We start from the raw sequence: 24,303 nt of genomic DNA, 5'->3' as shown, positions 1-24,303 counted from the left end.
AAAGTCCATATATTTGAAAAAATAAAGTGTACTCTCCATACTGGATGGTCGAGTCCTGCTGGAGAAAGCGGACCTTTTGAAAATAGAGGTGATGGCTTTTATGTTATCTAATAAAGTAAAGTTAACGGCGAAAGATATTTTAGAAAAAGAATTTAAGACAAGCATGCGGGGATATAATCAAGAAGAAGTTGACCAATTTTTGGATCTTGTCATTAAAGATTACGAAACTTTTCACCAAGCTATTGAAGAATTGCAAAAAGAAAACTTAAGATTGAAAATGAAGCTTGAGAAAGCGTCTAAAGTGGAGTCTCCGTCCATGTCACGGCTTCAAACGCAGCCGGCCAGCCAGCCGCAGCCAGCTGTCACCAATTATGACATTTTAAAAAGACTTTCCAATTTAGAAAAACATGTATTCGGCGATAAGCTTTATGAAGATTAACCTTTTTCGTCATGAATAAAGAAAATGACGTTGAATTTTTGCGCTGTTTCTTTTATAATAGTTCAAGCCAAAAGGATAATAACGTTCAGGTAATCGCTGCCGCCTTAAAGGCTGCAGAGGAAAGTCCATGCTCACACGGTGCTGAGATGCCCGTAGTGTTCGTGCCTGGCGAAACCATAAGCCAGGGCAGCTCGGCATTTGCTGGGCTGACGGCAGGGAAAATACCTAAGTCCCTTAAAGGGATATGGTATGATTACCTTGAAAGTGCCACAGTGACGCAGCTTTGCGAGAAATCGCAAAGGTGGAACGAGGTAAACCCCGCGAGTGAGCAACCCAAATTATGGTAGGGGCGCCTTCTCGAAGGAAATGAACGGAGAGAAGGGCAAGCAAGATGTTCTTGCTTGCAGATAGATGATTACCGCCTGAGTACGAGACTATCCCAGTCGCTTGCAGTACGAAGGAACAGAACATGGCTTACAGAACGTTATTATCGGGAATAGGATGTATAAAAAGCTCTCCTTTTGGGGGAGCTTTTATTATGGGTTTAAGAAGGAGTCCCATTTGTTCTACATACGGTTATCAATGAAAAATGAATAGGTGATGAAATGTCAACATATACCATTATTGCGACTACTGCAATGGGACTGGAAGCCATTGCGGCGAAGGAAATCAGAAACTTGGGATACGAATGCAAAACCGAAAACGGAAGAGTCCTGTTTCAAGGTGATGAAAAAGCCATTGCCCATGCCAATCTTTGGTTGAGAACGGCGGACCGGATCAAAATTCGCGTCGGCCATTTTAAGGCATTCACATTCGATGAACTTTTTGAACAAACAAAAGCGTTGCCTTGGGAACAATTTTTGCCCGTAGATGCTGAATTTCCCGTTCAAGGCAAATCCGTTAAATCCAAGCTGTACAGCGTTCCGGACTGCCAAGCGATCGTCAAAAAAGCGATTGTCGAACGTCTAAAAAAAGCGTATCATCACCCTTCATGGCTGGAAGAAAACGGAGCTTTGTTCAAAATTGAAGTGGCCATCCATAAAGACGAAGTGGAACTGTTGCTAGACACATCGGGCAGCGGACTGCACAAGAGAGGCTACCGTGCTGGACAGGGAGAAGCGCCGTTAAAAGAAACACTGGCAGCGGCTTTAGTATTGCTTACGAATTGGACGCCGGACCGTCCGTTTATCGACCCTTTTTGTGGCTCGGGAACCATTCCGATTGAAGCGGCATTAATTGGTCAAAATATTGCTCCTGGATTCAATCGCAGTTTTGTTTCTGAAACATGGCCTTGGATGGATACCGCTATTTGGGACGATGCTCGCACTGAAGTGGAAGATCTTGCCGAATACGACCGAGAATTGGATATTATGGAGACGGATATCGATCATCGGATGATCGACATTTCCAAACAAAACGCTTACGAAGCTGGCCTAGGCGAAATGATTCAGTTTAAGCAAATGCAGGTAAAAGATCTTCATACCACAAAACAATACGGAGTGATCGTCGGGAATCCTCCGTATGGAGAGCGGTTAGGAGAAAAAGCGGAAGTAGAGGCTATGTATCGGGAAATGGGGAGGACTTTTGCAAAATTAGAGACTTGGTCGATTTATATTTTGACTTCCCATCGGCAATTTGAAACATTTTATGGAAAACCGGCAACGAAAAAAAGAAAGTTGTTTAACGGATTTATCAGAACGGATTTTTATCAATACTGGGGGCCGAAACCACCAAAAGACGTGAGATCATATTGATTGGCGGGGGTCTTCCCCGCAGTTTAATATTTGTGCAGAAAGCTCCGGTATCGAATAGACTGTATCGGATTGTTCGATTAAATAGCGAGTGGTCGGTTTTATCTACAGAAAGCAAATATACATTTTAAAATCTTCGCAATTAGACCGTTTTTAAAAGCCCGCCGATATTTTTTGGAAAATGTGGTAAAATGGGTTCATACGGAGAAAAGGGGGGACCTATATGAATCCAATGACGAAAGAAATTGAAAACGATTTTTTGCAATATATCCAAAAAATGACCTCTTTTCAAGAGGCTTTAAATCTTCTTTATTGGGATATGCGGACAGGTGCGCCTAAAAAAGGAATTCAGCAGCGTGCCAATGTGGTGGGGGTATTGTCTTCTGAATTGTTTCAAATGTCTGTCTCCGACGAAATGGCATCTTTTATTGCCAGTTTATCCCCTCATGAAGAAAAGCTTTCGCCGACAGTTGCAAAAATACTAGAAGAATGCAAAAAGGAATATCATCGCAATAAAAAAATTCCGACTCAAGAATATAAAGAGTACATAATATTGCAGTCAAAATCGGAGAATGCATGGGAACAAGCAAAAGAAGAAAGTCGTTTTGAAATGTTTAGACCTTATTTAGAAAAAATCGTTGAGTATAAGAAGAGATTTATTGAATATTGGGGCTATGAAGGCCATCCATACAATGCATTGCTTGATTTGTACGAACCAGGAGTGACAGTGGATGTTTTAGATCCTGTTTTTAAAAAGGTCCGGACATTTCTGGTAGATTTTGTTTCAAAAATTGAGAAGTCGCCTCATAAACCAAAAACCGATTTTTTATTTGAATATTTTCCAAAAGAAAATCAGCGCTTATTTAGCTTACAGATATTAAAGAAAATGGGGTATGATTTAGAAGCCGGCCGATTGGACGAAACGATTCATCCTTTTGAAATAGCCTTAAATCCGGGTGATGTTCGAGTAACGACTCACTATAATGAACAAGACTTCCGGGTCGCCATATTCGGTACGATCCATGAAGGAGGTCATGCCATTTATGAACAAAATATCCGCCATGATTTGATCGGAACACCTCTCTGTGCCGGCACGTCAATGGGCATTCACGAATCACAATCATTGTTTTATGAAAATTTTATCGGCCGACATCGTCATTTTTGGAAAAAGCATTTTGATCTCTTGAAGCGCTATTCCAATGGCCAGTTTGATACCGTTTCTACAGAAGAGTTTTATCGGGCGGTGAACGAAGTAAAGCCGGGATTGATTCGGATCGAAGCCGATGAATGTACTTATCTGCTCCATATCATTATTCGGTATGAAATAGAAAAAGCGCTTTTCCAAGATGAAATACAGGTGAAAGATTTACCGGAAATTTGGAATTTAAAATATAAAGAATACTTAGGCGTTTCTCCTCAAAACGATGGAGAAGGCGTGCTCCAAGATATCCACTGGGCAGGAGGAGATTTTGGTTATTTTCCTTCCTACGGTCTCGGACTTATGTATGCAGCCCAATTTTACTACAGTATGAAAAAGGATTTACCTGATTTGGAGGGGCTTCTGGAAACAGGCCAATTGCTTAAGATCAAAGAATGGCTCAATCAAAATGTCCACCAATACGGAAAATTAAAAAAACCGCTCGAAATTTTAATGGATGCGACAGGAGAAGAATTAAATCCGGAATATTTCATCCGTTACATCCGCAATAAATATACGGACATTTACCGGTTATAGCTCACCGGAAAACCGTCTGATGTTTGATTTTCTTTGAAAAAGGCATGATCTCATTTTTTAGAAGTTTATGGTTATATAGTGGATCATCCGATCAAAAAGCGTTTCATGTTTCTTGAGGAGAAAAAAGTTTCTCCTCTTTTTCTAGCTTATGGCTTTGGTGTGATACCGTTATCGTTAAATAGTAGGGGCTTGTATGAAAGCATTTTTTTAATTGTTGGGCGTAAACCATAGGTAACGTAATAGCATCGCTGCGAATCTTTCCGAAAGTATAAAAAAACAGAAAAATAAAGAATGTTCAGAATTAAGAGGAATATATCGTGGAAAGATTTATTCAAACAAAATAATGTTCGTATTCTCTATTGAAATCACTTACTAATTTGCTATAATGTTAGTAAAATTTCAAAATGCATTCACTCATATAATGGCAAGAATATGGCTTGCCAGTCTCTACCGGACTGCCGTAAACAGTCTGACTATGAGTGAGCAATGAGGCGGACCGATTTGATTTGATCTGTCCTGTTTTTCCTTGTCCCTTTAAAAGCTCAAAGGGCATTGCTTCACTCATGTTTGGGGAATGCAATGACCTGCGGGCTTTTTTCTTTTCTGCGGGTCAAAAGAAAAGGAGGACTATGATGAAGCATTTGGAAGAAAAAATTTTAAAGGAAGGTTTGGTTTTATCTGATCAGGTGCTGAAAGTCGATTCCTTCCTGAACCATCAAATCGATCCTTTCCTTGTCAAGGAAATGGGGGAAGAGTTTGCGAAAAGATTTCAAAACGAGTCCATTACAAAGGTGCTGACATTGGAATCAAGCGGTATTGCTCCGGCGGTCATGACGGCTCTTGAACTGAAAGTGCCGGCTATTTTCGCTCGCAAAAACAAATCTTTGACTTTGTCGGAAAATGTTTATTTATCAGAGGTGTACTCTTTTACAAAACGTGAGAAGAGCACCATCTATGTATCGAAAAAATATTTAAACGAAAGCGATCGTGTCCTGATTATCGACGATTTTTTGGCAAACGGACAAGCAGCTTGCGCCTTATTGGATATCTTAAAACAAGCAGGTGCACACCTCGTTGGAATAGGCATCGTGATTGAAAAGGCCTTTCAAAATGGCGGTTCCCTTCTTCGTAAGCAAAATATTCGAGTGGAGTCGTTGGTCCGAATTCAGTCATTGGAAAACGGTAAAGTACGATTCCATGAGGAGGCATTGCTATGAAAAACCGATGGATCCAAACGGCTTCGTTAGGGCTGCAGCATGTTTTGGCCATGTATGCTGGGGCGGTGATTGTTCCTTTAATTACAGGCAGTGCGTTGAAAATGACCAGCGAACAATTAACCTATCTAGTATCGATTGATATTTTTATGTGCGGGATAGCGACCTTCTTGCAAGTATGGAAAGGAAAATGGTTTGGAATCGGTTTGCCGATTGTGTTGGGATGTACATTTACGGCTGTTGCTCCGATGATCGCCATCGGACAGTCGTACGGCTTGCCGGGTGTTTATGGAGCCATTTTGGCTTCAGGGATTTTTGTCGTGCTGATTGCGCCTGTTTTCAGCAGACTTGTCCCATTTTTCCCGCCGATCGTAACGGGCTCTGTTGTTACGATTATTGGTCTTACACTAATACCTGTTGCCATGAAAAATATGGCCGGAGGAGAAGGAAGCCCCGATTTCGGTTCTCCTGCCAATATTGCCCTTTCTTTTGGAACATTAATTGTCATTATCGTACTTTATCGTTTTTTCACAGGTTTTATTCGATCCATTTCTGTTCTTCTTGGGTTATTGGCTGGTACAATGGCGGCAGCAATGATGGGAAAAGTGGATTTTTCACCCGTTTCGGAAGCATCCTGGTTCCATATGATTAAGCCGTTTGTATTGGGTGTGCCAGCTTTTCATTGGACTTCCATTTTGACCATGATTTTTGTGGCGATTGTGAGTCTTGTTGAGTCAACCGGCGTCTATTTTGCGGCGGCAGATATTTGTGAAAAGAAAGTAAATGAAGATGATCTCAAAAAAGGATATCGTTCTGAAGGGATTGCCAGTATTTTAGGATCTCTCTTTAATTCTTTTCCGTACACGGCTTTTTCGCAAAATATCGGACTTATCCAACTATCCGGCGTCAAATCAAGATCTGTTATATTCGTAACGGCGTTCATTTTAATGCTTCTTGGATTGATTCCAAAGATAGGAGCTTTTACAACGATCATCCCGTCCTCTGTTTTAGGCGGGGCAATGGTGGCAATGTTTGGCATGGTCATAGCTCAAGGAATTAAAATGCTAAGCAAAGTCGATTTTACATCGCAAGAAAATTTATTGATTATGGCTTGTTCCATTGGGATGGGACTTGGAGTGACAGTGGTGCCGGATTTATTTGGCCAATTACCGAAAGCTCTGCAAATATTAACAGGAAATGGAATTGTGGCTGGAAGTGTGACAGCCATTGTTTTGAATATCGTGTTTCATATGATTGGCAAAAGAACAGATAAAAGCACAGCTGTGATTCAACAGAAAATTTCATAAAAATATTCAAAAATTTAGCTGGAAAAAATAAATGAAAGGCAAGGGACTCGATTCCTTGCTTTTTTATTTGGCCCTTCATACCAAATCCGGGGGTATGCTGGGCCAGTGTTGTTTGCGGTGAAACTTTTGTTCTATTCACAGGATGCCCGGACAGATTGTCTTGATTTTTGGAATCATAACTGTCAATCGGAAGGAAAAACTATTATTACTACAAAACAGGAGAGGATTCCGATGGGAATGATTGTAGCGGCGGGGCATGCCAATCCTGACTATTGTGCCTCCCAAGAGGAAGTACAAGCATTGGTAAAACAGATTTTTTCCGGTTATCCCCCTGTGGACAGGATGCTGAAAGTGTTTCAAAATGCCGAAATTGAGACTCGTTATTTTGTGAAGCCCATAGAGTGGTATCAAACATTTCATGATATGGAAGAGCGTAATCGGCTGTTTGTTGAAGAAGCAGTGCGGTTAAGGAAAGAGGCCATTCAAAATTGCCTGGACAAACAACCGCTCCATTATGAAGATATTGAGGCGATTTTTACCGTTTGCACGACGGGACTCTCCACCCCCAGCCTGGAAGCGAGAATTATGAATATACTTCCGTTCTCTTCGTCTGTGAAACGAATTCCTATATGGGGATTAGGATGCGCAGGCGGAGCATCGGGGCTGGCTCGGGCGTTTGAGTATTGCAAAGCCTTTCCAAAGGCAAATGTGCTCGTTTTGGCAGTTGAGTTATGCAGTTTGACGTTTCAATTAGATGACCGATCTAAAAGCAATTTGATCGGTACTTCTTTATTCGGTGACGGAGCGGCGTGTATGCTCGTTTGCGGCGTGGAGAGTCCAGTAGTGAAAGCGAAACAGACTCTCCCACATATTTTTGCAGCCAAAAGTGTGCTAAAAAAAGACGCACTTGATGTCATGGAATGGGATATACGCAATAACGGTCTGTATGTTATTTTTTCAAAGGATATCCCGACCCTAGTGGCAAATTGGCTTAAACCAGTTGTAGAAGATTTTTTGGCTGAGCAAAAACTTTCTTGGAACGAAATATCCCATTTTATCGCCCATCCTGGAGGGAAAAAGGTCATTCAAGCCTATGAAGAAGCTTTTGGCATTCATCGCGAAATGACAGCAGATGCTGCTTTCATTTTGAGAAAATACGGAAATATGTCTTCCCCCACCATTTTTTATGTGTTGGAACGAGTGCTGAAAAAATCGATCCGCAGCGACGAAATCGGACTTGCCTGTGCCCTTGGGCCGGGATTCAGCACAGAACTTTTGCTCATGAGGTGGACATAATGCTGTTTTTTTTCGTATTAAGTTGGTTAGTATTGCAACGGTTGATCGAACTGAGAATAGCGAAAAGGAACGAAAAACGGCTGATCGATAAAGGAGCAGTGGAATTCGGCTCTGGTCATTATCCTTGGATGGTCCTCCTGCACTGTGCTTTTTTTTCTATCCCTTTTAGCTGAAGTTCAAGGTTTTGGCAAAACACCTCATCGTTATTGGATTTTTTTATTGTTACTGTTTTTTTGCCTTCAAATGGCAAGGATATGGATTATCACTTCGTTAGGCCCTTATTGGAATACAAAAATTATCGTGCTTAAAGGAGCGGAAGCGATTAAAAAAGGACCTTACCGATGGATTAGACATCCTAATTATTGGCTTGTCACACTCGAATTGATCTTAATCCCGCTTCTGTTCCAAGCGTATATCACCTTGTTCTTATTTTTTCTCCTCAATCAATCGATGCTCCGCATTCGCATCCGAACGGAAGAAAAAGCTCTTTTAGCCTACACAAATTATCAAGACTTGCTGGAGCGCCAGCTTTGGCCAAAGCGAAAACGAAATGTACGTGAAAAATGACATTGAAAATGATTCTCGTTTATGCTATAGTCTAATTACTAATGAAAATGATTATCATGTGCATGAAAAGAGAGGAGCAAAGCCATGATCGCTATTTTCATCCTTTTAACGGTCGTTATTTGCGGATTAACATTAAAATACGTACTGAATCATGTTCTTCAGCCTGAAAGTCTGTCCTCTGCTTCTCGTCCATCTCAGCAAGAATCAAAAGACGATCCCGTTTATGTCCCAATACATTCCCACCGTTAAAGGCAAACAAAATGTTTGTCTTTTCTGTTGTTTGGAAATAAAAAGGTTTTGGCTGCTCATCCTTTTAAATCGTTCTTTCCTATAAAACTTTATTAGAATGAAGGGGAATCAGTGAAAAACTATATTAGTGTTTTTCTGAAAATAAAAATATTTATGGGAATAGAGGACAATTTCCGATAAAATAAAAAGAGAATTTTATTCTGTCAGCGCCGTGCTGAACGGTTTTAGTTTAAGCGATAAAGGGGTTAAGGGAATACATGTCAACTGCACATAAACATAAGACAACGGAACAAATGATGGCGAAAAGCATGATGCTTTATGAACGGTTTCAGCAATTCGGAGACCATGAAAGGGCGGAAAAAGCAAAACGATTTCTAAAAAAGCTCTATCGAGAGGAATTTATTATTGCTTTTTGCGGTCATTTTTCAGCTGGAAAATCAACGATGATCAATCAGCTGACAGGGGAATCGATTTTGCCGTCGAGTCCGATTCCGACAAGCGCTAATTTAGTCAAAATTCGCCATGCCGACGAGGACTTTGCGAAAATTTTGTATCGAAACCGCAAACCGCTTTTGTTCAAAGGTTCGTACGAGTTTGATACAATAAAAGAATTTTGTAAAAATGGCATGGAAGTGGAATCCATTGAAATCGGCCGCAAGCAGTCCAAGCTGCCGAAAACCTTAACGGTGATGGATACACCTGGGATTGATTCAACCGATGATGCCCATCGCATTTCCACAGAGTCGGCTTTGCATTTGGCTGATATGGTGTTTTATGTCATGGACTATAATCATGTGCAATCAGAATTGAATTTTACTTATACGAAAGAGCTCCTTTCCCATGGAGCAAAATTGTACTTAATTATTAATCAGATTGACAAGCATCATCAAGAAGAATTGTCTTTTGATGAATTTCGGCAATCAGTTTACCGTGCTTTTGATGATTGGGGAGTCCGTCCGGAAGGATTTTATTTTACAAGCTTAAAAGAGCCTGATCATCCATTCAATGATTTTTCCGTTGTGAAAAAGCTGGTGGCAGATAGCATCCAAATGCGGGAGGAGCTATCCTTGCAGTCTGCCGAAGCGATGACGGAGCGGCTGATTGCGGAGCATTTGGAATGGTTGAAAAAAGAACAAGACGAAAAAAGAGAGCAGCTAGCGGCAGTACTAGGAAGCGAATGGAATGAAAAAGAGATTTTCTCAAAGGAAGAACAACTAAGAATAAAAATCGAACAAAAAGATGTTCAAAAAGCAGTGGAGGAATTGGAAAACGAACGGGAAACCATTTTAAAAAATGCTTATATCATGCCGGCGCAGACGCGGGAACTTGCCAAGTCCTTTTTGGAAGCGTACCAGCCTGATTTTAAAGTCGGCTTTTTTTTCAGCAAGAAAAAAACGGAAGAAGAAAAGACCCGTCGATTAGAGCTGTTTTTAGCTGACTTGCAGGAAAAAGTAAAGGCCCAGGTCGAATGGCATATTCGTGACTTGCAGGCAAAATGGCTGAAAAAATACAATCTCGTTCATGACGATTTAGCAATGAAGGCGGAAGAATTTACGGTCCATTTGGATTCATCGCTTTTAATGACGGCGATTAAACCGGGCGCTCAAGTAACAGGTGATTCCGTGCTGCATTATTGCGACGAAGTAGCCGAAAAGCTAAAAAAGATGGCTCGGATGGCCAGCAATGAATGGCTGGAAACGGCCAAATCGATTTTGGAGCAAAAATGGCAGTCGGAGCTGGGATCATTGCAAAACGAATGGACAGAGTGGAATCAAAAGAAAAATGCTGTGCTTCAATGGAAAGAACTTGACATTCTTGAAGACGAAAGAAAAAAAGCGTTTGCAATGTTGAAAACCGGCACGTACTCTTACTCTCCGACCTTCGATGAAAGAATGCGGAAATGGGAAGCCGAAGAGCAGGAAGCGGAAATTTTTACAAAAGAAGCGAATCCATCAAAAACGGAATCGATTCCAAAAATCCAAAGAAAAGAAAGCGAGTCAAAGAAGGCTGAATCTGAAGCGCCGGCTTTTTCTCCTGTCATCATTGCAGAGAAAATGCATCGATGGAGCGAAGCTTTAAAAGGAATTCCGGGCTTTAAATATTTGCGGAAAGAATTAGCGGAGAAAGCAAACCGCTTAGGAAAACAAGAATTTACGATTGCATTATTCGGGGCTTTCAGTGCCGGCAAGTCCTCCTTTGCCAATGCCATGCTTGGTGAAAAAGTGCTGCCGGTTTCCCCTAATCCGACGACCGCAGCGGTGAATCGTATTCACCCACCGAATGAAATCAATCATGATCGGACAGCGGCAGTCCATTTGAAAACGAGGGAGGAAATGCTTTCCGATTTGCAGTCCTCTTTAGGTGTTTTTCATGTGAAGGCGGATTCCCTTGAGGAAGGATATGAACGCATTCCAAACATTACCGCAAACGAGAATAAAAATGGAAAAGAAAATATTCATCTGTCCTTTTTAAAAGCGTTTTATGAAGGATTTCCGGAATATAAAGACCATTTAGGGGAAACGCTCGTCGTCGATTTGGAAACGTTCCGGGGGTTTGTGGCCAATGAACGTCAAAGCTGTTTTGTAGAATCCATCGATCTTTATTATGATTGTGAATTTACCAGATTGGGAATCACATTGGTTGACACTCCGGGAGTTGATTCTATCAATGCCCGCCATACGGGAGTCGCCTTTGAGTATATTAAAAACTCCGATGCGATTTTATTTGTGACCTATTATAACCACGCATTTTCAAAAGCAGATCGTGAATTCTTGATTCAGCTTGGCCGGGTGAAAGACTCGTTTGAATTGGATAAAATGTTTTTTATCGTTAATGCCGTAGATCTTGCTAATGATGAGGAAGAAATGGCGGATGTTTTATCGTATGTTCAAGGTCAGTTGCTGCAGTATGGCATTCGCTTCCCGCGAATTTACGGCGTCTCAAGCCTGCTTGCTCTAGACCCGAACAAACGAAAGCAATCGCGGATAGAGTCGTTTCAATCAGCATTCGAATCTTTTTTACAATATGATTTAACGAAGATTGCCATACAATCTGCAGAACGTGATATGAAGCGTGCAGTCTTGCAGCTGGAGCAATTGATCAAAACGGCAGAGGAGAATCGGGAAAACCGAAAAGAAAAGAAAGCATTGCTGGCAAAGCAAAAAGAGCAAATCAGCCAACATTTGCAAAAGGAAACTCCCGATTTTTTGTGGAAACGGTTGTGTCAAGAAATCGACGAGCTCGTGTATTATGTGAAACAACGTGTTTTTTATCGGCTTCCAGACTTTTTTAAAGAATCTTTTAATCCATCTGTTTTGCAGCCGTCAAGCGGAAAGGCAGCACTTCGTACAGCATTAGAGGACTTTTTGAGTTCTATCGGATTTGATTTGTCTCAAGAAATGCGGGCCACAAGCTTGCGGGCGGAGAAATTTCTACACCAAGTTTTAAATGCGAAGCAAAAAAGTTTGCACGAACACTATCAAAGTATTCAAGAACAGCTTTACTTTTCTGATTTGGAATGGCCGACGAAAGAAACGCCTGAATTTCCGGCAGCGTTTCATTCTCTTCCACAAGAAACGTTTTCACCGGCGCTCGCTCTTTTCAAAAATGCCAAAACGTTTTTTGAAAAGAATGAGAAACAGCTCATGCAGAATAAATTGGAAGACATACTGTCGCCGTTAGCCGATCAATATCTTTTTAACGAAAAAGAAAAATTGAGCCAATGGATAAAAGAGATTTTGGACGAACAATTCAACCGCCTGAAGAACAGCTTGGCATCTGAATGCGAGGAACAATTCTCCGCTTGGATGGAAGCGTTGGAAGCAACGGAAAATATACAGGAATGGAAAGAAGTGCTGAAGGTGCTTCAAAAAGACATCGCTTAGGAGGAGATTGGATTTGTCTGTCAACCGGTTCCACGCATGCGCCACCTGCATTCATTTTTCAGCCGAAAAAACGGAAAGTGGAATGCTTTTTCGCTGTCTCCGCTTAGGCTATGAAACGAAAACTTATTATCGGTTCAACTGCTGGACACCAAAAGACCATGTAAGGAAATTGATGAAAAAAGAGAAAGGCGAGGTATTGGAACAGAGGTCGTCCTAGGAAGAAAAGAATCAGTCCGGGGCTTTCAATCGAAGCTCCGGTTTTTTTGAACAAAAAAGAGAAACACCATCATGTTAAGATGACTGAACGGCAGTTTGTCAACAATGCCGACAAGGCCATTGTTCTTTATCATGGAAAATGGAATTCTTTCTAGAATCAATGAATTATGGTAGTATGAAAGGAAGTTCATATTCAACAATGGGGTGACGGAATGAAAGAGAATGAACATCTTTTAATCGTAGACGGAATGGCGCTTTTGTTTCGGTCTTTTTACGCAACGGCTGTGACGGGACAATTTATGATCAATTCGAAAGGGATGCCGACTAATGGCGTGCAAGGATACATAAAGCATTTGCTGACAGCGGTAGAGAAGATTCAGCCGACGCATATCGCGGTATGTTGGGACATGGGTGGTAATACATTTCGAAACGACCTTTTTCCTGATTATAAAAGCAACCGTGAGGCACCGCCGGTTGAGTTGATTCCTCAATTTGACCTGGCGAAGAAAGCGACTGATTTTTTTCAACTTCCGAATATTGGAGTGGAAGGTTTCGAAGCAGATGATTGCATTGGAACCATCGCTAAAAGGGAACACCCCAAAAAAGTCACGATCTTAAGCGGAGACAGAGATTTGCTGCAATTGCTGGATGAACATATCGATGTCATGCTTCTGAAAAAAGGGTATGGAAACTATGCATTTTACACATACGAAAGATTCTATGAAGAATACGGTGTGACGCCCCAACAGTTTATAGATGTCAAAGCATTGATGGGAGATCCGAGCGACGGCTACCCGGGTGTGAAAGGCATTGGAGAAAAAACGGCACTGAAATTAATACAACAATTTGGTTCTATCGAAGGAATCCTTGAAAATCTTTCTTTGCTGTCGCCTTCTCAGAAAAAGAAAATAGAAGAAGATTTAGATATGCTTTTCCTTTCGCGGAAATTAGCAACCATCCATTGTGATGCTCCAATTAACTGGAATAAGGAACAGGCGCGTTGGGAGCCGTTTCTCGATTCTATTATGGAGTGTATCGAACAGTATGAATTCAAAACGTTAAAACCACTTTTATTACGATGGAATCAAAGTCAATCGGCCAAACTGTTATCCAATGAGCGGTGAGCAAAATATGTTGCCCACCGCCTTTTTTTAACAGTAAATCGAAAGAAGCGCTTTTTCGTAAAAGTATTTAAATTAAAACAGTCATTGGCTATTTTTTATTCGATTTTTTGGCTGCATTTTCCAATCGGCTTTTAGGATCGGGAGTAAAATCGGCATCTTGGCCATAGCCTTGCGGATTAACGCCTGGTGCTTTTGTTCCTCTTCCTCGGTTTCTGTTTTTGCTCATGATGGTCACCTCCATCTTTACTTTCTCTGGAGGGAGTTCATTTTATGCAAAGCAGCCGCTCTATCTGAAAAGAAAAGCAGGCCAGTGAATAGGGGAAACGGAGTGTTGATGATTTTTTATACTTATCAAGATACGACGAGCAGAAACGTCTTTTTTTCACTACAGCCTCTTAATCGCATAAATGGTTCTGAAATGTTCATCTGGATGCGAAGGAATGCAATAGGAGTCTATTTGAGTAGACTCTCTCGTTATCTCAAGTTCAATCTCGATCTAATCCTGTTGGAATAACCTGTACAGGATTTTCAACCTGATAGAATGGTAGGAAACCATTTTTTGTTGTTTGAAAACTTATACACTTGGGAGGGATGTTTCTTATTATTAAAAGTTATGAAACTGGTGTTTTGTCGCACATGAACTCCCAAAAGGACAAACGAAGAGATTTGATTTGACTGTTGTTCCTTTTCAACAGTTTCGTGAAAGTTCTTTTCTCTATTCATTTCTAGAAGTCTAAGAAAATGATTGCTTTCCGATTGGATTAAGTGATTGCCAAAGATTAGCTTCTTTCTTTTGGTTTATTTAACCGGCCTTTTTCCGGAAAAAATACTGAAAAATAGGCACTTCTGATATCACCATACTTAGAAAAATCAATAAAGAACCGGTCACTCCTGACCATGACAGCCGTTCACCGATCCAAAAATAGGCGGTCAGGACTCCAAATACAGGTTCCATTGACAAGATGAAAGCCACCTTTGGCGGGGACGTATATTTTTGGGCGTATGTTTGAATAAAAAAAGCAGCGTCCGTTGCCAACAAGGAAGTCATCAGTAACGGATAAAAAACAGAAGGTTTTATAAGAACAGAAAGTTGAAAAGTTGTTTGCCAATTCTCCAACAGGAAGGATCCAATGAAACTAAGAATGGATACGGTGAAAAATTGGACGGTCGTTAACATCAGCACGGAAGCTTTATGGGTAAATTTTCCTGTCAATACGATATGAAATGCGAACGCAATGGCGCAAAATAAACTGAGAACATCCCCTTTATTCCAGCTACCTCCATCACCTGCCGAAGTAAGTAAATAAAGACCTAAAGCCGCTGTAAACGAGCCTACGATGGCAGAAAAAGAAGGTTTTATTTTCAAAAGAACGAAAGCCAAAAACTGAACAAAAACAACATACAATCCAGTGATAAAACTCGATTTGGCAACAGTGGTGTACAATAGCCCGACCGTTTGAAAAGCATATCCAATAAACAAGCATAATCCAAGTACACTTCCATAGCCGATCGCATTGAAAGAAAAGGTTTTTTGATCTTTTCGAAGCACGACAATGAGAAACATGACAAGCCCGGCCAAACCAAACCTTACACCATTAAAGAAGAGTGGCGGCAAAAAGTCAATTGCGTTTTGAATCATCACAAATGTTGAGCCCCATACAAGTGCAACTATGAATAATGAAATATCAGAAAGCCATTTCATCATACTGTCTCCTTTCATGAAACGGAACCTCCGGCAAGAAATACACGTATACGAAAGTGGTGAAATCAATTCTCAAGGAATTCGTTCTTTAAAATCAGCTCAATCGAACATTCAAGTGCTCAAACAAACTCAAAAGCGATGACATTTTTTGATTTCCGCTGCCAGAAAGAATGCTAAGAAATCGAATCTGACATAAAATAAAACAAATGGAAAATCAGATTGAAATGTGCAATCATCATTAAAACGGAAAGTCCCTTGAAACATTTTTAAACAATAGGAAAATATATAAATATGTAAGTTGGTTGTATAAAGAAAAAGAAGCAGTCTCTCCAACAGAACGGCGAGAATGCTTTTGATCAGTTCGACTAACCATCAATGGGAACGATCTCCATTGATGAAAGTTTCACTTTATAAAATGATCATAAAATTCATTATACTAAACAAAAAGACATGTGCAAAGATAGGAACAGGTGAACAAGATGAAAATGAAAATAAAATGGCTATACAGCCAAAAGAAAATCCAGGAAATATGGTTTGAATCAGACTGGATGGAGAAAGAAAAAGTTCTGCCGCTGATCCAAGATTTAGAAAAGACCGGAAGATTGAAGCAAGTAGTTGTCATCGACGAGTTGCAAAATTAGTGGTCCAAAAAAGAATATATAAAATTAAACGAAAAGCTGGAGGAAGAGCCGGTTGATATCACGGTGTATTTTGACGGAGGATTTGACCGTAACACATTTACAGCAGGCACTGGTATCGTTATTTATTACACAAAAAGTGGGGTGCCCTACAGGATAAGAGCCAACCATAAGCTAGATGAACTAGAATCCAATAATGAAGCGGAATATGCAGCTTTATATCAAGCCATGCAAATGCTGGAAGAACTAGGGGTCAAAAATACGGTATGCACCATTTCCGGCGATTCATTAGGGGTATTAAAACAGCTGTCCGGGGAGTGGCCGTGCTTTGAAGAAAATCTAAATAAATGGCTGGACAGGATTGAAGCGAAAATCAACGAACTGCAAATAAAGCCTCTTTACAAAGAGGTGGATAGAAAGCAAAATAAAGAAGCGGACAAATTAGCGAGCCAAGCGCTGAAAGGAATTACAATAAACAGTCATTCGAAATTATGATGATAAATAAAATCGTTCAGTACGAAGGGTGTTGACTCAATTGGATAGGAAACAGTTGTTGGAAGAGGTGGATGAATTACTACAAACATATTGTCGAGGATGTTTAGTGAAATCCACGTTGCGAAAAGAATATGGGAAAACAAGGGCTCACCGATTTTGTATTCGTGAATGTACAGTAGGAGAAAAACTTAAAGAATACGGACGGCGACTTTAAGATGGAGAGAAAGATGTTGAGGAGCTGTCCGCATGCGAAGAATTTCGTTTCTGTTTTTCCATGTTGAATCCGTTCATCAGTAAATCGCAGTAATCGAATCGCAATCTTGAAGATGTTTCATTCATTCTTTCAAGAATCGAGTAGGAGGGAGCGATTAACTCCCGTCCTCTCACACCACCGTACGTACGGTTCCGTATACGGCGGTTCAATTAAGATAATTGACGCAAGTCTTTATAACTTCCGTGAATAGCTGTTCTCTTTATGCCAGTGGTCACTCCACCCTCCAAGAGGTCTCCCACGGGATTCACCGCTTCCTCCCTCAAGTGAGGTACTACGTTTTCTGTGTTCATCATGACTCACTGAATACCAAGGGCTATTCTCTCTTAATTGTTCGGTCCTTCTTAGTTGTTCTAGACCAACTAATACTATGACCTCTGCTGACTTCTGACGGTTCAGCTACTTATCACTAAGTAGGTTATGAAGAGTACTTCACATATCCGCCAGACCTCCCCGGGTAAGTACATGCACTTTCACACCATCTATCCGCCTCATTTACTCGATATGACCTTCGACAGAAAGAGCTTTGTTTTGTTATGCAAACTCACTCAATCATACCTAGCCTTATATGAGGTTCGTGTTCCTCGGACCGGTGTTTTGCCTCCAGCTTCCTTCAGATTCCGCGTCACCACGGACACCCTTGCTCTTGGCTAACCTCTACTTCTGTCTTCGGGGTTCGGGACTTACACCCTATAGTTCATGTACATGCCGGGCGCACATCAAAAAAAGCTGGCGGAAAACCGCCAGCTTTTCATATTCACAATGGTCAAAAAGAAACCAAAATCGCGAAATTAAAGTTTTACAACATTAGCAGCTTGTGGTCCGCGGTTACCTTCAACGATTTCGAAAGAAACTGCTTGACCTTCTTCAAGTGATTTGTAACCGTCACCTTGAATAGCTGTGAAATGAACGAATACGTCGTCTCCGCCTTCAACTTCAATAAACCCATAGCCTTTTTCATTGTTAAACCATTTTACTTTACCGTTTTGCATATTATTAAATCCTCCTAAACTTTCCAAGCACATCGTGCTCAATCAAAATATTTATCAAATAACAAAATACTTCACGGCTTCCTATAGTTTGAAAGGCGGAACATATTCTGTTAATTGATAACACCAATATACAACATAAGAAGAGAGAAGTCAAGATAAGAACAGGCCTTTTAGAAAAATTTCTCTTCTCAAAGAAAGAATTCAATGATATATTTTTATTTTTGTTCATTCTTATGATAATATTCAATTGGTAGTACACTTTCCTTATCGGAAGAATTGGAGGTAGAACATGCCAACGCCGAGCATGGAGGATTACATAGAACAAATTTACTTGTTAATTGAAAATAAAGGGTATGCAAGGGTTTCGGATATCGCCGAAGCTTTGTCTGTGCACCCATCTTCTGTGACCAAAATGGTTCAGAAGTTAGATAAAGATGAATATTTGGTATATGAGAAATATCGAGGTCTTGTCCTTACTCCAAAAGGGAAAAAAATCGGGAAGAGGCTTGTCGATCGTCATGATCTGTTGGAATCGTTTTTAAGAACGATTGGTGTAAAAGAAGAGAATATTTATAACGATGTGGAAGGAATTGAGCACCATTTGAGTTGGGACTCCATTAACCGCATTGCCGATTTGCTGCAATTTTTTGAAGAAACTCCCGAACGGATTGAATCGCTTCGCATGATTCAGATGAAAAATGAAGAAGAAATGTAAAGCGCTTCCTGAGTATGGACCCGGGAAGTTTTTTTATGCAGCACCTATCGGTTTCAACATAAGAAAAATTAGGAAAAACCGTCCTTTAATAAATGGAAGGGAAATCAGAAAAGTAGATGTCCTCGGACATTTTATTCAATAAAATTCGGTTACCGTCTTTGTTCCATTGGATTTCGGTGCCGCCCAACATCCCAGCTTCTGCTTCTATCAAGGCTTTTTGGTAGGAAATGATCCTTCCTTTGGAGGTCTGAACACTAATTATGCCTCCTGTAGAGTTTCTTTGGACAGCAACAATATATTCCATTGTTACCCCTCTTTCTTTGTAGAATCTATTGTCTATCATGTCCTTGGAAACGGATTTTTACTAATAAATTTTTATTGTTTCGAATACACCGTTCGATTATGATTATGGTAAAAACAGGCGGTGGTTCTTTTGAAATCAAACGAGTGGACGGACTATGCGAAGGATCAATGGAATCAGAATGCGCAAAATTGGCATGCTAGAAGTAAGAATATGTGGGAAAAAGGCAGCCGAAAAGAAATATTGCCATTTTTACAAAGCGCTTTGCCAATTGGAAAAAAGATTTGCGATTTAGGGTGTGGCGACGGTTATGCCGCATTAAAATTGGCTGAAGCCGGTTATCTGGTGACGGGTATTGATCTTTCTGAACAAATGATCAGCATCGCAAAGTCTTATCAGCATCCGAACGTCCGATTTTTAGTTGGAGATCTTTCAAATGTGCCGATTCCCGATCACTCACAGGACGGGGTGCTGGCGATCAATTCTATTGAATGGACGGAGTCTCCTTTGGACGTAATACGTGAAATAGGAAGGATTTTAATACCGAAAGGAATCGCCTGTATAGGGATTTTGGGCCCAACCGCCGGTCCGAGGGAAAATGCATACCCTAGATTGTTGGGGGAAAAAGTGATGATGAATACAATGATGCCATGGGAATTTAGCAAATTAGCATCTGAGCATGGTTTTATAACATTAAAGGAACTCCATGTTCCGAAAAGGGAAACGGACAGAACCATATTATCCACTCTCCCCGACCCATTAAAACAGGCGATTTCTTTTATGACTGTCTTTTTGCTGCAGAAGGTGAATTGAGCACCTTTGCCAAAGGCCTTTGAAATGACAGACTTTCATTCACAATGGGGGAAAGAAAAATGGGTATACATACGAAAGTAAAGACCGATATCGAGATCGCCCAAGAGGCGGAGCTCAAGCCGATAAAAGAAGTCGCGAAATCGATTGGTTTGGAAGAAGAAGATTTAGAATTTTATGGGAAATATAAAGCGAAGTTGTCCTATGAAACGTTAAAGCGATTGAATACAAAACCAAACGGAAAACTGATTCTCGTTACTTCCATTAATCCGACTCCTGCGGGTGAAGGGAAATCGACGGTCACTGTTGGCTTGGGAGACGCTCTCTCGCAATTAGGCAAGAAAACGATGATTGCGTTGAGGGAACCTTCGCTAGGTCCGACGATGGGAATAAAAGGTGGAGCGGCAGGCGGGGGATATGCCCAAGTCATGCCAATGGAAGATATTAACTTGCATTTTACCGGGGACATCCATGCCATTACGACAGCGAATAATGCCTTGGCCGCTCTATTAGATAATCATATTCATCAAGGAAATGAGTTGAGAATCGACCCAAGACGGATTGTTTGGAAACGATCATTGGATTTGAACGACCGTGCGCTAAGAAAAATCGTGGTTGGATTAGGCGGTCCTTCACAGGGAGTGCCGCGCGAAGATGGCTTTGACATTACCGTTGCTTCTGAAATCATGGCGGTCCTTTGTCTCGCGACCGATTTACAGGATTTAAAAAGAAGGCTGTCGCAAATGGTAGTCGCCTACAATTACGATAAAGAGCCCGTAACCGCTGGCGATCTTGGGGCTGAAGGGGCCCTTACCCTATTGTTAAAAGATGCTCTGAAGCCGAACTTAGTCCAAACGATCGAGCATACACCTGCGCTGGTTCATGGCGGTCCTTTCGCCAATATTGCCCACGGCTGCAATAGTGTAATGGCCACAAAAGCTGCGTTGAAACTTGCGGACGTGGTCGTGACAGAAGCAGGATTTGGTGCTGATTTGGGAGCTGAAAAATTTCTCAATATCAAAACGCGCGCTGCCGGATTTCAACCGGATGCCGTCGTGATTGTCGCGACAATCCGTGCCTTGAAAATGCACGGCGGACAAGGAAAAAGCGAATTAAATCAAGAAAACCTGTCCGCTTTAAGAAAAGGCATCGCGAATTTGCAAAAACATATTGAATCCATCCAGCAATTTGACCTGCCTCTTGTCGTAGCGGTGAATCGGTTTATAACGGATACGGAAAACGAAATCAATGAACTTTTTCAATGGTGTGCCGAAAAACAAATCCCTGTGGCCTTAACGGAAGTGTGGGAAAAAGGCGGAAAAGGAGGCTTGGATTTGGCGGAAAAAGTGTTAAAAGTGATCGAGCAGTCCAATCATTCTTTCCGTCCTCTGTACTCCCTTGAACAAAGCTTGGAAGAAAAAATCTTGGCCATTGTTCAATCGATTTATGGCGGAAAAGGGGTTGAGTTTTCGGCAAAAGCTCGCAAACAATTGAAAGAGTTTGAAGAGAATGGTTGGAGTGGTTTGCCGATTTGCATGGCTAAAACTCAATACTCTTTATCGGATGATCCTGAAAAATTAGGTCGTCCAAGAGACTTTGTCATCCACGTACGGGAGCTGCTGCCAAAATTAGGTGCTGGTTTTATCGTCGCGCTGACAGGAGACGTGTTGACCATGCCCGGCCTTCCCAAACATCCTGCTGCCAATCAAATGGATGTCGATGAACAAGGAAGAGCGATCGGTTTATTTTAACAGAAAGAGCCTATTGGGTTCTTTCTTTTACTGTTTGCGTGAAAAAGAGGTGAGGGCATGTTTGATCCAACGGCTTTTGACAATATGAAAGTAGTGGCGGAAGGATTGTTCTATGATTTGGATTTAAATGGAGTCATCTCCATAAAAGAGAGAAATGATATTATAGACTTAGCTCGGCTTTCGAGAAAATATTCGCTTTCCTTTTCATTAAAGGAGCGCTCGAATATTCTTGCCACCTTCCGACTTTATGCCCGTTTGGAACAGTTGTCCGCTGAATTGCTTGCCAACGGGGCTGCCGAACAACGCGGAGCATTCCTTGAAGTGGTTTATTCCGGAAGTGAGCAAGACGTGACGAAAGAAAGAATCCGTAAATGGAAAGCAGCATGGGGACAACCAAGAATGTTCGAAACAAGAAACATTGATTCTTCTTTGTCGGGAAAATCGTGTGAATTAGTGGTCCGTTTTGAACGATTAATTACGGAAGACATGATGGACGATTTGCAACAACTGATCGAATTTTTTGTTGCGACTCTTCAAGATTGATATCACGACAATGGATTCCTTTTGGATTTCGAAATTTGATTAAAATGTCCATTGAGAATCATTCACTCGTGTTTATTCATCAAGAAAGTCGTTCAACCGGACGGATTACTGCATGTATAATCGTTCTTTTCCGTGAAAGGATTCTGTCATTTCAAAGAATAGCGGCAAAAATGTTTGTTTTTTACGTTTCATATAAATGGTTTCTGTTTACAGGCCGGAGCATTCCTCGCCGCCAAATTGGGGATTGTCGCAAACGATAGAATCATTTTCTTAAAGGCTATCGTTACGTTCAGATGAAAGGAGGAAGTATAGGAGAAAATTTGGCGAACGCTTCTGCCAACCCTCCCCTTTCGCTGTGGAGGGCTCCTGTACGTTGAATATGAAAATTTTATCCGTTGAACATTTGTCTAAATCATATGGGGATAAAGTATTGTTTCAAGATATTTCATTTACCATCGGTGAAAAAGAACGGATCGGGTTAATCGGGGTGAACGGCACAGGAAAATCGACGTTATTGAAAATTGTCGCAGGAAAGGACGTTGCGGATGAAGGGGAGATATCCGCACCGAATGATTATTCTATTGCGTATCTTCCTCAAGAACCGGAACTAATAGGAGATCGAACCGTTTTAGATCAAATTTTCCAAAGTGAAGCCGAGGTGATCCGTCTCTTAAAAGAATATGAAGCAACCGTGTCGCTGCTAGAAAAATATCCGCAAAAGATGGAATTAACGGAAAAATTGTTTGAACTACAAAAAAAGATGGATGCACTGAACGCTTGGGAAGCAAACATGAATGCCAAAACGATTTTAACGAAGTTGGGGATCGATCATTTTGATCAAAAAATTGCTACTTTGTCCGGAGGGCAAAAGAAACGGGTTGCCCTGGCGCAAGTATTGATTGAAACACCTGATTTGCTGATCTTGGACGAACCAACGAACCATCTTGATTTTGAAACGATTCAATGGCTTCAAGATTTTTTGAACAAATATCCGAAATCTGTTTTCTTTGTTACACATGATCGCTATTTTCTCGATGCGACTGCCAATCGAATGTTTGAATTGGCAAACGGAAACATTTTTCTTTATAAAGGAAATTACCAAGATTATCTGGAAGCGAAAGCGGTGCGTGAAGAACAGGAAGAATCTCTGGAGAAAAAACGCCGCAATTTGTACAGAAGAGAATTGGCGTGGATAAAACGAGGGGCTAAAGCACGATCCACAAAACAAAAGGCACGGATTGAACGCTTTGAAAAGCTCGAAGAAAAAGTGGAAAATCGCGTCAAAAAAGAGCAGCTCGATATTCAATTGAAAGGAAGCCGCCTCGGGAAACAAGTGTTTGAATTAAAACATGCTTCTAAAGCTTTCGGCGACAAGGTCATATTGAAAAATTTTGATTGGATTGTGAAGCCGCATGACCGCATCGGGATTGTCGGACGAAACGGGAGCGGCAAATCTACCTTCTTAAATATTTTGGCTGGGAAAATTCCTTTGGATGAAGGAGAATTGGTGACTGGATCAACCGTTAAAATCGCTTTTTACACACAAGAGCGTACCGACATGGATGAAAATAAGCGGATCATCGCTTATGTTCGAGAAGAAGCAGAAGTGATTGAAACAAAAAGCGGTGAACGCATTTCAGCCGCCCAAATGCTGGAAAGATTTCTTTTTCCGATGAACACGCATGGAACGCCGATTCGAAAGCTGTCCGGAGGCGAGAAGCGGCGGCTTTATTTATTAAAACTGTTAATGTCACAGCCCAATGTGCTGTTTTTAGACGAACCAACGAATGATCTTGATACGGAAACTTTAACGGTGTTGGAAGATTATTTGGAGGATTTTCCCGGCGTGGTCATAACGGTCTCCCATGATCGCTATTTTTTGGATAAAACGGCCAAAGAGCTGCTCGTTTTTGAAGGAGAGGGGAACATACGTCACTATTACGGATCTTACAGTGACTATTTGAACGAGCAGGAGGCAGCGAAAAAACCTTCTCCACCGTTGAAAGAGGAACGTAAACCTAAAGCAGCAAAATCCGAAAAGAAAAGAATGACGTATTTAGAAAAAAAAGAATGGGAGGAAATTGAAGACAAAATTGAGGATACAGAAAACAAGATCAAAGAGTTGCAACAACAACTAGAAACAACCGGAAGCGATTTTGAAAAGGCACAGTCGATCATGGAGGAACTAAATCAATTAAACGAACAGCTCGAATTTTTGATTGAACGGTGGAGCTATCTTTCGGAATTAGCCTAATAGACAAATCATTCATTGGTTGTCTCTCGTTTATGATACAATGGCATTG

Annotated in this window: 21 protein-coding genes, 1 other RNA gene, 1 pseudogene and 1 riboswitch; of the genes and pseudogenes, 19 read left to right on the top strand and 4 right to left on the bottom strand. The window is 41.1% G+C overall.

Annotation, left to right across the window (positions count from 1 at the left end; translation table 11 throughout):
• Window positions 1-100 precede the first annotated feature (100 nt).
• The 12 genes from gpsB (at window position 101) to NST12_RS09655 (ending at window position 13,782) form a co-directional block, all read left to right on the top strand.
• Window positions 101-439: a cell division regulator GpsB gene (gene gpsB, locus NST12_RS09710; protein WP_003355088.1), complete on the top strand. Its 339-nt coding sequence runs from the start codon at window positions 101-103 to the stop codon at window positions 437-439.
• Between the two features lie 81 nt (window positions 440-520).
• Window positions 521-921: RNase P RNA component class B (rnpB, locus tag NST12_RS09705), an RNA gene on the top strand.
• Between the two features lie 123 nt (window positions 922-1,044).
• Window positions 1,045-2,193, top strand: coding sequence for a THUMP domain-containing class I SAM-dependent RNA methyltransferase (locus tag NST12_RS09700; RefSeq protein WP_341101076.1), 1,149 nt, complete (start codon window positions 1,045-1,047; stop codon window positions 2,191-2,193).
• Window positions 2,194-2,413: 220 nt separating this feature from the next.
• A complete protein-coding gene (locus tag NST12_RS09695) occupies window positions 2,414-3,925 on the top strand; it encodes a carboxypeptidase M32 (RefSeq protein WP_328201089.1) in 1,512 nt (503 codons plus the stop codon).
• 394 nt (window positions 3,926-4,319) lie between these two features.
• Window positions 4,320-4,421, top strand: a riboswitch (purine riboswitch).
• A gap of 136 nt (window positions 4,422-4,557) precedes the next feature.
• Window positions 4,558-5,142, top strand: coding sequence for a xanthine phosphoribosyltransferase (locus tag NST12_RS09690; RefSeq protein WP_048623532.1), 585 nt, complete (start codon window positions 4,558-4,560; stop codon window positions 5,140-5,142).
• Window positions 5,139-6,446, top strand: coding sequence for a nucleobase:cation symporter-2 family protein (locus tag NST12_RS09685; protein ID WP_048623531.1), 1,308 nt, complete (start codon window positions 5,139-5,141; stop codon window positions 6,444-6,446). The genes NST12_RS09690 and NST12_RS09685 overlap by 4 nt, the downstream gene beginning before the upstream one ends.
• Before the next feature lie 231 nt (window positions 6,447-6,677).
• A complete protein-coding gene (locus tag NST12_RS09680) occupies window positions 6,678-7,742 on the top strand; it encodes a type III polyketide synthase (RefSeq protein WP_341101074.1) in 1,065 nt (354 codons plus the stop codon).
• A 144-nt stretch (window positions 7,743-7,886) separates the two neighbouring features.
• A complete protein-coding gene (locus NST12_RS09675) occupies window positions 7,887-8,309 on the top strand; it encodes an isoprenylcysteine carboxylmethyltransferase family protein (RefSeq protein ID WP_328201090.1) in 423 nt (140 codons plus the stop codon).
• 84 nt (window positions 8,310-8,393) lie between these two features.
• Window positions 8,394-8,558, top strand: a complete 165-nt coding sequence (locus NST12_RS09670; protein ID WP_156179243.1) for a hypothetical protein — start codon at window positions 8,394-8,396, stop codon at window positions 8,556-8,558.
• A 257-nt stretch (window positions 8,559-8,815) separates the two neighbouring features.
• A complete protein-coding gene (locus tag NST12_RS09665; RefSeq protein WP_328201093.1) occupies window positions 8,816-12,442 on the top strand; it encodes a dynamin family protein in 3,627 nt (1,208 codons plus the stop codon).
• 13 nt (window positions 12,443-12,455) lie between these two features.
• The gene (locus tag NST12_RS09660) at window positions 12,456-12,659 is read left to right on the top strand and encodes a hypothetical protein (RefSeq protein WP_040341714.1); all 204 of its coding nucleotides are present in this window, start codon (window positions 12,456-12,458) and stop codon (window positions 12,657-12,659) included.
• Window positions 12,660-12,870: 211 nt separating this feature from the next.
• Window positions 12,871-13,782 (top strand): 5'-3' exonuclease, encoded by a 912-nt coding sequence (locus NST12_RS09655; RefSeq protein ID WP_328201094.1) that lies wholly within the window; start codon window positions 12,871-12,873, stop codon window positions 13,780-13,782.
• 88 nt (window positions 13,783-13,870) lie between these two features.
• Here the strand turns inward: NST12_RS09655 and sspL are convergent, their stop codons facing one another.
• The gene (gene sspL / locus NST12_RS09650; RefSeq protein ID WP_003355074.1) at window positions 13,871-14,008 is read right to left on the bottom strand and encodes a small, acid-soluble spore protein L; all 138 of its coding nucleotides are present in this window, start codon (window positions 14,006-14,008) and stop codon (window positions 13,871-13,873) included.
• A gap of 576 nt (window positions 14,009-14,584) precedes the next feature.
• Window positions 14,585-15,502: a DMT family transporter gene (locus NST12_RS09645; protein ID WP_244878001.1), complete on the bottom strand. Its 918-nt coding sequence runs from the start codon at window positions 15,500-15,502 to the stop codon at window positions 14,585-14,587.
• A 461-nt stretch (window positions 15,503-15,963) separates the two neighbouring features.
• Between NST12_RS09645 and NST12_RS09640 the strand changes: the two are divergent.
• Both NST12_RS09640 and NST12_RS09635 read left to right on the top strand, forming a co-directional pair.
• A pseudogene (locus NST12_RS09640) lies at window positions 15,964-16,617 on the top strand (reverse transcriptase-like protein).
• Between the two features lie 40 nt (window positions 16,618-16,657).
• Complete coding sequence (locus NST12_RS09635) at window positions 16,658-16,831, top strand: zinc-finger domain-containing protein (RefSeq protein ID WP_081473103.1); 174 nt, start codon at window positions 16,658-16,660, stop codon at window positions 16,829-16,831.
• 848 nt (window positions 16,832-17,679) lie between these two features.
• Here NST12_RS09635 and cspD read toward each other — a convergent pair.
• Window positions 17,680-17,880 (bottom strand): cold-shock protein CspD, encoded by a 201-nt coding sequence (gene cspD, locus NST12_RS09630; RefSeq protein ID WP_003355070.1) that lies wholly within the window; start codon window positions 17,878-17,880, stop codon window positions 17,680-17,682.
• Between the two features lie 289 nt (window positions 17,881-18,169).
• On the opposite strand from cspD, the gene mntR reads away from it, so the two are divergent.
• Window positions 18,170-18,595, top strand: coding sequence for a transcriptional regulator MntR (mntR, locus tag NST12_RS09625; protein WP_048623526.1), 426 nt, complete (start codon window positions 18,170-18,172; stop codon window positions 18,593-18,595).
• 85 nt (window positions 18,596-18,680) lie between these two features.
• Here the strand turns inward: mntR and NST12_RS09620 are convergent, their stop codons facing one another.
• On the bottom strand, window positions 18,681-18,899 hold the full coding sequence (locus NST12_RS09620; protein WP_341029845.1) for a DUF3892 domain-containing protein: 219 nt from the start codon (window positions 18,897-18,899) through the stop codon (window positions 18,681-18,683).
• Between the two features lie 129 nt (window positions 18,900-19,028).
• Here NST12_RS09620 and NST12_RS09615 point away from each other — a divergent pair, with 129 nt between their 5' ends.
• The 4 genes from NST12_RS09615 to NST12_RS09600 all read left to right on the top strand — a co-directional run bounded on the left by NST12_RS09615 (window position 19,029) and on the right by NST12_RS09600 (window position 24,254).
• The gene (locus NST12_RS09615) at window positions 19,029-19,709 is read left to right on the top strand and encodes a class I SAM-dependent methyltransferase (RefSeq protein WP_327805275.1); all 681 of its coding nucleotides are present in this window, start codon (window positions 19,029-19,031) and stop codon (window positions 19,707-19,709) included.
• A 59-nt stretch (window positions 19,710-19,768) separates the two neighbouring features.
• Window positions 19,769-21,457, top strand: a complete 1,689-nt coding sequence (locus NST12_RS09610) for a formate--tetrahydrofolate ligase (RefSeq protein WP_003355066.1) — start codon at window positions 19,769-19,771, stop codon at window positions 21,455-21,457.
• 57 nt (window positions 21,458-21,514) lie between these two features.
• Window positions 21,515-22,000 carry a hypothetical protein gene (locus tag NST12_RS09605; RefSeq protein WP_003355065.1) on the top strand — a complete coding sequence of 162 codons (486 nt, stop codon included), beginning with the start codon at window positions 21,515-21,517 and terminating at the stop codon, window positions 21,998-22,000.
• Between the two features lie 379 nt (window positions 22,001-22,379).
• Window positions 22,380-24,254, top strand: coding sequence for an ABC-F family ATP-binding cassette domain-containing protein (locus tag NST12_RS09600; protein WP_341030488.1), 1,875 nt, complete (start codon window positions 22,380-22,382; stop codon window positions 24,252-24,254).
• Window positions 24,255-24,303: the final 49 nt, after the last annotated feature.

Source organism: Bacillus sp. FSL W8-1127, assembly GCF_038006725.1.
Lineage (GTDB): Bacteria > Bacillota > Bacilli > Bacillales > DSM-4216 > Bacillus_O > Bacillus_O smithii.
Note: the sequence above shows the minus strand (reverse complement) of the source record. Positions and strands in the feature narration are given on the sequence as shown.